This is a genomic window from Adhaeribacter pallidiroseus, assembly GCF_003340495.1.
GTDB classification, from domain to species: domain Bacteria; phylum Bacteroidota; class Bacteroidia; order Cytophagales; family Hymenobacteraceae; genus Adhaeribacter; species Adhaeribacter pallidiroseus.
Genome location: NZ_QASA01000003.1, coordinates 58,455 through 66,047 on the forward strand (window position 1 = coordinate 58,455; position 7,593 = coordinate 66,047).

General features: G+C 43.8%; 12 protein-coding genes. 6 read left to right on the forward strand and 6 right to left on the reverse strand.

From position 1 onward, the window contains the following. Nucleotides 1-205: 205 nt before the first annotated feature. The 3 genes from AHMF7616_RS26070 to AHMF7616_RS26080 all read right to left on the reverse strand — a co-directional run bounded on the left by AHMF7616_RS26070 (nt 206) and on the right by AHMF7616_RS26080 (nt 2,506). Nucleotides 206-613, reverse strand: coding sequence for a BT1926 family outer membrane beta-barrel protein (locus AHMF7616_RS26070; RefSeq protein ID WP_158546269.1), 408 nt, complete (start codon nt 611-613; stop codon nt 206-208). A 779-nt stretch (nt 614-1,392) separates the two neighbouring features. Further along, nucleotides 1,393-1,749 carry a hypothetical protein gene (locus tag AHMF7616_RS26075; RefSeq protein WP_115375892.1) on the reverse strand — a complete coding sequence of 119 codons (357 nt, stop codon included), beginning with the start codon at nt 1,747-1,749 and terminating at the stop codon, nt 1,393-1,395. 574 nt (nt 1,750-2,323) lie between these two features. Next, nucleotides 2,324-2,506: a hypothetical protein gene (locus tag AHMF7616_RS26080; protein ID WP_115375921.1), complete on the reverse strand. Its 183-nt coding sequence runs from the start codon at nt 2,504-2,506 to the stop codon at nt 2,324-2,326. 729 nt (nt 2,507-3,235) lie between these two features. Here AHMF7616_RS26080 and AHMF7616_RS26085 point away from each other — a divergent pair. Genes AHMF7616_RS26085 through AHMF7616_RS26100 form a run of 4 tightly spaced genes read left to right on the forward strand, consistent with a single transcriptional unit; the run spans nt 3,236 to nt 5,334 of the window. Next, nucleotides 3,236-3,559: a hypothetical protein gene (locus AHMF7616_RS26085; RefSeq protein WP_115375922.1), complete on the forward strand. Its 324-nt coding sequence runs from the start codon at nt 3,236-3,238 to the stop codon at nt 3,557-3,559. A gap of 16 nt (nt 3,560-3,575) precedes the next feature. Beyond that, nucleotides 3,576-3,866, forward strand: a complete 291-nt coding sequence (locus AHMF7616_RS26090; protein ID WP_115375923.1) for a helix-turn-helix transcriptional regulator — start codon at nt 3,576-3,578, stop codon at nt 3,864-3,866. 44 nt (nt 3,867-3,910) lie between these two features. Further along, entirely contained in the window at nt 3,911-4,675 is a 765-nt protein-coding gene (locus tag AHMF7616_RS26095; RefSeq protein ID WP_115375924.1) for a serine hydrolase domain-containing protein, read from the forward strand. Then, entirely contained in the window at nt 4,672-5,334 is a 663-nt protein-coding gene (locus tag AHMF7616_RS26100) for a serine hydrolase domain-containing protein (protein ID WP_158546270.1), read from the forward strand. The genes AHMF7616_RS26095 and AHMF7616_RS26100 overlap by 4 nt, the downstream gene beginning before the upstream one ends. Before the next feature lie 90 nt (nt 5,335-5,424). Here AHMF7616_RS26100 and AHMF7616_RS26105 read toward each other — a convergent pair whose 3' ends face one another. Next, nucleotides 5,425-5,724 carry a hypothetical protein gene (locus AHMF7616_RS26105; protein ID WP_147275805.1) on the reverse strand — a complete coding sequence of 100 codons (300 nt, stop codon included), beginning with the start codon at nt 5,722-5,724 and terminating at the stop codon, nt 5,425-5,427. Between the two features lie 110 nt (nt 5,725-5,834). Between AHMF7616_RS26105 and AHMF7616_RS26110 the strand changes: the two genes are divergently transcribed. Then, nucleotides 5,835-6,077, forward strand: a complete 243-nt coding sequence (locus AHMF7616_RS26110; RefSeq protein ID WP_115375898.1) for a helix-turn-helix domain-containing protein — start codon at nt 5,835-5,837, stop codon at nt 6,075-6,077. A 55-nt stretch (nt 6,078-6,132) separates the two neighbouring features. On the opposite strand, the gene AHMF7616_RS26115 is transcribed toward AHMF7616_RS26110, so the two are convergent. Beyond that, nucleotides 6,133-6,330, reverse strand: a complete 198-nt coding sequence (locus tag AHMF7616_RS26115) for a helix-turn-helix domain-containing protein (RefSeq protein WP_158546271.1) — start codon at nt 6,328-6,330, stop codon at nt 6,133-6,135. Between the two features lie 411 nt (nt 6,331-6,741). Then, the gene (locus tag AHMF7616_RS27630; RefSeq protein ID WP_262511759.1) at nt 6,742-6,873 is read right to left on the reverse strand and encodes a hypothetical protein; all 132 of its coding nucleotides are present in this window, start codon (nt 6,871-6,873) and stop codon (nt 6,742-6,744) included. Here AHMF7616_RS27630 and AHMF7616_RS26130 point away from each other — a divergent pair. Beyond that, nucleotides 6,872-7,141, forward strand: a complete 270-nt coding sequence (locus tag AHMF7616_RS26130) for a hypothetical protein (RefSeq protein ID WP_115375929.1) — start codon at nt 6,872-6,874, stop codon at nt 7,139-7,141. The genes AHMF7616_RS27630 and AHMF7616_RS26130 overlap by 2 nt on opposite strands. Nucleotides 7,142-7,593 lie beyond the last annotated feature (452 nt).

The following is a 7,593-nucleotide window of genomic DNA, read 5'->3' on the forward strand; positions in this document are numbered from 1 at the left end:
TTATCCAATCTCAAGAAAACGGTCGTTTTACGAGACGATTTGCTATGAGACTTGTCCTAAGAAACGTTGACCCTTACTCCGCACCCTAAGAAAAAGATTGTTCCGTTAGTTTACATCCGTAGGGGTCGTGCTTGCTCACAGAAAAAGCTATTCCGACTACTCGCTTGCTGGTCAATCTGCTAAGCACTGGCCAGGTTAATCATACCTAAAATACAAAACCTACTCTCAGTCCAGGATTAGCATAGGCGCCTAAAGCAAATTGTCGGAAACCATTTACTTTATCTGCATAAGTAGTAATGCCATTTTCCTTAATTTCAATTTTTTTAGAAATTTTATATTGAATTCCATAGCCTAATTCCATGCCTACATAAAATCTTTTAACAAAATAATAATCTGCGCCCACAATTGCATTTAAGCCAATTTGCGAATACCCAGGTCTTCCATTAGGATTTTGATTATCATCTATATAGCCATTTTTAACAGAAATTTCTCTATCAGGCCCTGTATATTCAGATTTTACAAATGTGGAGGTGAAGCCAATTTCTGCACCTATATAGGGCGATAACTTTTTTGTTCCACTAAAATGTTTTTCGATTCCGGTAGTTGCACTCAATAGCCAAATACTTGTTTGGCTACTTGTAAGGTCAGTTAATAATGGTTCGTTATTTTCTGAATCATGAACAAGGTTAATCCAAATCTTAAAGCAGTATTATCTGATTTAAAATATCTTGCTTTTACTAAGCCTATATAAGGTCCTAAACTAACTCCGGGGTTATTGAAGGTAAAACCTTCTTTCAACAAATTTAAAGTAAGTTCAGTGGTAATATCTCCTTTGAGAGGTTTCAGCGTGTCATCCTGGTTTTGCTCTGTTTGGGCTTGAGAAAAATAAAATGAGAAAAATAAAGGGCTACTAATGAAAGCTTTTTTTTCATGAAAGTTTGTTTTGTATTGTTGGATGTAGAAATTATATCAGTCCAAAATAACGATAGTTTGTTAAAGAAGGCGTACAATGTTGTGAATTGAAGAAATAAAAAACCTATTAATGATGAACCGGTATCTTCAATCAGCCAACACGCTGTGATAGCATCCTGTACTGTCTGCTTGCGTGCTACTTAGGCTGCCTAGCGCCAGTTTGTTACTCTGGCTAGCAGTGATTAACTTTTCTCCTCTCTTGTAAATTAGGCTTTATGGTTAATCGCTTAATTGAAAAATAACTAATGTAACAAAACCCAGAAAACCAACCCTATTTAACATAACAGTCGTTATCAGAAAAAATGCTTTTCCAGCCGTCGGAGTGGGTTTATTATTGGCGCATTTTCTGGCACTTTTAAAGAAAGATTTAAATTACTCTTAAAAGTATAGCCGGTTCAATATAAAATTTTTATCTTTTGATTAATCGAGCTTCTTGACGGGCATGTGATAAAGCGTAGTGGAATCCGGTATAACAGCCAGAATTTGAAATTTAATGGTAGAGTCCGGTTGCATAATGGGCATTTTCGTGGCTATACTCTTTTGCAACGGTACCTCTCCCTTTGCTTTCTGATCCCCTGATAGGTGCTGGCTGGTCACCCCCTTCTGTTGAAGACCTTTTAAGAACGCCGCCGGATCTTGGGCCAGGTAGTTATCGTGGAGTTCTGGTGTTTTCAGCTGGATGGATGGGAACCGCTCTATTTTCGGGGCAACAACCTGAGCCTTTGCCCCTACTAGGTTTAAGATTAGAAGCAATGCGAGTATGGTATATGGTTTCATGTTTAAGGTAGTTAGCCCAGAATCAATCTACTAATGTAAACTATTATCTAATTACATCCGGTAATTTTATTTTAGCCAGGTAAGGTGCCAGCAGTTCCAGGCTCTGAAAGCCGCGTACGTAATCCACCTCATTGCCCTGTACCTGGTAGTATACCTCAATAAAGATTCGCTTAGGTGATACAGGGCTATTCGATGCCTAAATGAAATCGATACGATAAGTAGGCGCCATGCTGCCAGGTCCAAGCCAGTCGTTCTTCTTGAGAGCCGCGATTAAGTCATACAAGGTCATCTAAAATCAGTTAACCCGGAAATAAAGAATACGATTGTCCATTAGAAAAGATGGCCCTGCTACTGCTAACGACTGCTATCTTACCATTTACGTCTATTTCGTTTATGCTTTTGATAAGAAGAGGCCACCGCTGCTGAATCCAGATTCTCAGAATATACCCCACAGCTAGTATACACCCACCAGCAACGACCATTCCCACCCAGTTATCGAATCACTCATCAACTTGGTAGCTAGTCGGAATCCGGGATAAATAACATTCCACCAGGATACGCGAATTAAGACGGGTCATAAACTCGGACCTTCCGCCACATTCGGCAAAGTGATTTTAATTGTCGTAAATTCCTGCCGGATCAAATCGTCCGGGAAAACATTATCCTTGAGCTGCTCTACTTGTTTCTTTTTCAGATAAGGAAAAGAAAACAGCACGCTCTGCTGATCAATCTGCCGAATAAAGCGGCCTAAGGGCATGAGCCGCAAGGGTATTTTCAGCCATAATTCTTCTGCGATATCCTTCTTGCTCCTTATACGGCAAAAACCTGAAAATTGCCTAGGGGAGAATAAGAATTATTTAACAGCTAGCTAAATAACTCTTGCTACGTTGCAGGCTGCTGCTACCCGCAGCACTTACCTCCTCTCCCACTCTATTTTCAGCTTAGTTAAGGCATGTCTGATAAGTACACATTATGTAAAGTAGGGCTTGTTTTCCAAGAATTAATAAGAAAGGAGTGCTAGCATTTAAAGAAAGAGTATTAAGCAATCATTCTGAGGAGAAAACAATGGCATTAGCAACAAAAAACATGGATTCAGCAACAAAATATAGCGGGTGTTGCAACAAAAGAAATGCGGATTCCTTTGTTCCTCGGGAAGAGCGTGCTCCTCTCCCACCTAGCCAAGACTTATAAGTACCTATATATTAAATTGGATAACAAACTAAATGTGGCCAGAACCCGCAAGTTTGCGCTAAATTAGTTATTTACTAGCCAGAAACAGATTCATCCTTCTACCCTCCTAAAACCATTCAGAAAAGGTATGAGCAGGCTAGTACCTTTCCTGAAAGGACAATACTCCGGAAAAATAAATGATATTCATTACCTAGAAGGCTGACGGTAGGAACGACGATCTACTCGCCCGAAACCGCACCAGCTCCCTGCATTACCACCAAACCCTCACCTGAGTTTGCTGCTGGGAGGAGGACATTTGGAAAAAAGAACCAAAACCGAATTTGCCCGACTACCAGGAGATATCCTGTTTTGCCACGGCGGAGAACCGCATCAATTTATCACCCAAGAATTTCCTTCTAAAAACATCAATCTCGAAATAGATTATTCCTTTTACGGCACTACGACATCTCCGAAAGTAGCATTGATCAAGCCGTTTCCAAAACGTAAACGCGAGTTCTTAATCTTAAAAGCATATCGGGAAGTGCGGACCAAAGACTCCGATACGGAAACTTCCATCCAAATGCTGCTGCTTAGTTTAATGCAAGAATCCGTTAAGATAACAACGGGTATTCCCACCTAAATGGACCGTCTTGCTTATGGAAATACTACAGGATAAATGGAACGAACCAGTGACCTTGCCGGAACTTGCTTCCCTCACCCAGGTGCATCCCGTTACCATCTCGAAACATTTTACCAGGTATTTTGCCTGTACCTTGGGAGAGTACAGGCGGAAATTAAAAGTAAACAAAAGCCTTGCTTTATTGCGAAATCCGCATCTTTCGTTAACGGACGTGGCTTTAGAATGTGGCTTTGCCGACCAAAGTCATTTTATCCGCATTTTTAAAGAAATGACGGGTTGGCTGCCGAAGCATTTCAAAAAATTATAGTTTTAAGCACGAGGCTAATCTCATTCTATTTTTAGTGCTTATTCATGGCCATCTTTCCCCCATTTCCAACAGCCATTAATGAACCCATGAAATCGTTACTCCTTCCGGTAGTCTCCTGCCTTTTGGCGCTTTTTCTTTTTACCTTTTCGTGTCAAGGTCCCGCTAATTTAACTACTAGAGAAAGACCCGTAGATAAGAATAAGCCACTGGAAAGATACGTCGATTCCCTGGCGCAGGCCCTGGTAGACAACTCCCAAATAGCCGGCATAGCCATTGGCGTGATGCGCCACGATTCGGTTCTGCTGCTAAAATCGTACGGCTACGCGGACCTGGAATTTGCGGTACCTATGCCGGTGAATGCTTCTTTCGAAATTGGGTCCATAACCAAGCAGTTTACCGCCGTGGCCATTATGCAACTGGTAGAAAAAGGTCTCTTGAGCCTGGATGATGATATTAGCAAATACTTGCAGATTAGCTTTCCCAAAGAAGCAATTACGGTTCGGCAGTTACTGCATCATACTTCCGGTATAAAAGAGGTGCGCTTAGGCGATATCCTTTATAGCCATTACTCGCGTGACACCGTCCTGAGCTTAATTGAAAAAGCTCGCTTCGATTTTAAACCCGGTACCGAGATGATGTACAATAATAAGGGCTATTTCTTACTCGGCTTAATAATTGAAAAACTGACCGGACAAACCTACGAAGAATATCTTACTAAAAACCTTTTTCTAAAAGCTGGCATGCAAAATAGCTACTTATCGGATCAAGAAAAGGTTATTAAATTACGGACGCACGGTATAACAATGTGAGTAAAGATGGGAAACTAACCCGGGCCGAGCAGCCTTACTTTCGGTGGACTTTTTCAGCCGGCGCTTTATCTTCCACGGTGGAAGATCTGCTCCAATGGAATCAAGCCCTACACAGCAGTGCTAAGATTTTAAAACCGGAGACTTATCAGGAACTGATTCGGGTGGGCCGCTTAACGGATGGCACCGTATTGCGCTATGCCAAAGGATTACAAGTATTCCGGTACAAGGGTTACTCGGTAATTGGCCACGGCGGCTCAGGCAGTGGCATCTTGTGTGATTCCCGCTATTTTCCGGAACAAAAGCTAACTATTATTGTCCTACAAAATACCTACCGCCGGGCCAGTGAATCCGATATATCCTTACCGATTGCTGACCGGTTGCTTCCGGCTAAAAAAAAGGTAACCGACCAGTTTCAGGGTGATCTCTCCCTATATCAAGGAACCTATAAGGGCCTTTTCGATTTGAACGTCCAGGTGGTTGATTCGAAGTTAGTTATAAAAAGAAGCTGGCAGACTAATGGCGACACTCTAACCTATGTTGGCCAGCAGCAATGGGCTTTAGGGAATGATCGGTATTCTTTTAAAATAGAAAACGGGCAGGTAAAAGAGATTCATTGGGATCCTATTTCAGCCTATATTAAATTAAAAAAAGTCAAGTAAATAGAACTGTTACCCTTTCTTTAGCTCAACCATTTGTTAGACTCAATGCCCTGGAATGAAGTCTCATAACCAGTGTTATGATAAATAGAATTACCTTCGGATAGCTTCTAGCTCTTGATACAGGCGTAAAGCTAAATGATCTAGCTGCTGCTGGAATACGCCGATCTCTAATGCGGTAAACAACCCTAACTGTTCATTATAAAAAGTATATAACGCCTCGTCCTGCTCACTGTTGGCAAAACCCATCAACATCAGAATCACCCGGCCCAGATCACTTTGATAGGGTTCGGCCACAATCCCTAGTTGGTTCAAACCAGACATGAGCTTTTGACTTTTGAGCTCTTCTTTTAAGAGCAGGACAATCAAGGGAGCTGGAATCAGGGAAGTCATAGGGAACATACACGCGTTACTTTATAGAATAGTCCCCAAGATAAACCATTTTCTGCTGAATGGGAAGTATACTTCCTGTTTATCTCTCCTACTTGCTTTACTTTTCCACCATGGAGAAACTCGCCCACGTCTTTGGCCGGGTACTGTACGACAAAAGACGGCAACAAGGCTTAACCCAGGAGCAGGTAGCCGAACGCTGTAACCTAGACCGCAAATACATTTACTTGTTAGAGAAAGGCAGGAATCAACCTTCTTTAGGGTCTCTTTTTGCACTTGCGGCCGCCTTCGAGATGACTCCCATGGCTTTAATTGCTGAAGTCCAGCAACGCTTAGCGGAGCATCCCACCGCCTAAGCAATGATCCTCCGGTAAGTTTTCAATTAAGAATATATAACTGGTGGTGGGGTGATTAACTTTCCCGGGGAAAGTCTACTAATTCTTTCAAAGGCATTTGCAAGGCCTCACTTAAGCTCACCAGCACATCCAGGGTAACGGTAAACTGCGCCTTCTCAATCCGGTAAATAGTTTGTTGGCTAGATTCGCCTCGTCCGCTAAAGCTTGTTGACTGTAGCCCCGCTCTTGCCGTAACTTTCTTAGATGTCGGCAAAGCTGCTGATCTCTGCTGGATTCTTCACTCCTTAAAGGTCTGGCTTCCCGGAAAATTATCTGTATACACATATGTTTACAAGCCGGATTTTGTTAGCTTTGCTGCTGCCCCAGCGGCTTCCTCGATCCTCCAGGAGCGCCGCCGCTAGAGGAGCTCTAAACTATTGTCGCATTTTAACACAACCCTTATGTTCCTTACCTTATTAGATACCCACAAAGGCCAGGAGATCGCCCTGGAAGTCACGGTCGAATACACCACGCCGCCACCCACTTGTTACTGGTACTCGCCACGGTCCACGCTACGGATGAAGCCCCGGATGGCGCCGAGTCCCCGCCCTTTGGCCAATACCGCTTTAAAGCGTTGCAGCATCTGATGGGGGTCAAGTTTCGCCACGAGGGCAAACCTTACGCTTTAACCGTAGGCTTCTACTGGGAGAGTCAACAGCACGGCTTTGTGCCCGTGGTGCTGGATCAAGCGGGCAATCAACAAAGCCGCCGCTTTGCTACCGCCCGAGCTTACTACTGCCGAAGATGCGGTGAGCATGCTCCAGGAGTTTGAACAAATCTTTGTCCTCGACCGGCGCGAGTACCAGGCGGTCCAGGAATTAGGCCTGGAGCAGGGATCCTGGACCGAGTATGTCTCCCGGGTTTTGGAAGCTAGCCAGGTGGGGCCCTGGAACCGGGTCTATTATGATCTGACCATTGAAACCAAAGATACTTTTTCCTTAACGGATTTAGTGGACGAAGAACGCTTTTACGAATTTATGGCCGACCACAACTGGCCCCCGGGCGTCCCGCGAAGCGACAGCTAGTTTACCTCTCAGCACGGGATAACCAGGGAGAGGAGTTCGTCGGATCCGGTTTGTTTAGGCGAACTCCTTCTCTTTCAGATAGCCGTTTTTTTTAAGCGTGCCCTTGTGCCCGCTACGCCACGAGTCGTGGTAAAGCAGGGGATTGCGGCGGATTTTAGCAGCCTGCTATCTGCAACGATGGCAACATCAGTGACTTATCTGTTTACTCCCGGAAATAGGACGGGGCAACGACGCCTATCGGATGGTGCTGGCGCTAGGAGCCGCTATTTTCGCTTAAAAAGGAGCGCTTTTAACAATGGCCGCTATAAAAATCTAATCTATTCCAGTTAAGGAGCGATAGATTTAAACCGTTTTTACCGCTTTCTCTCCAGCTAGGCCTCTCAGATATCCCTTTTTTACCGAATGCAATTGCGCCCTCACTGTAGCGCGGGACGTGGTGTTTAGCGGAGAAA

Bases quoted from the DNA above. Each gene is read 5' to 3' on its own strand.
- AHMF7616_RS26075 (WP_115375892.1), bottom strand. From the start codon at position 1,749: ATGAAACCATATACCATACTCGCATTGCTTCTAATCTTAAACCTAGTA.
- AHMF7616_RS26080 (WP_115375921.1), bottom strand. From the start codon at position 2,506: ATGCCCTTAGGCCGCTTTATTCGGCAGATTGATCAGCAGAGCGTGCTG.
- AHMF7616_RS26090 (WP_115375923.1), top strand. From the start codon at position 3,576: ATGGAAATACTACAGGATAAATGGAACGAACCAGTGACCTTGCCGGAA.
- AHMF7616_RS26095 (WP_115375924.1), top strand. From the start codon at position 3,911: ATGGCCATCTTTCCCCCATTTCCAACAGCCATTAATGAACCCATGAAA.
- AHMF7616_RS26105 (WP_147275805.1), bottom strand. From the start codon at position 5,724: ATGACTTCCCTGATTCCAGCTCCCTTGATTGTCCTGCTCTTAAAAGAA.
- AHMF7616_RS26110 (WP_115375898.1), top strand. From the start codon at position 5,835: ATGGAGAAACTCGCCCACGTCTTTGGCCGGGTACTGTACGACAAAAGA.
- AHMF7616_RS26130 (WP_115375929.1), top strand. From the start codon at position 6,872: ATGCTCCAGGAGTTTGAACAAATCTTTGTCCTCGACCGGCGCGAGTAC.
- AHMF7616_RS27630 (WP_262511759.1), bottom strand. From the start codon at position 6,873: ATGCTCACCGCATCTTCGGCAGTAGTAAGCTCGGGCGGTAGCAAAGCG.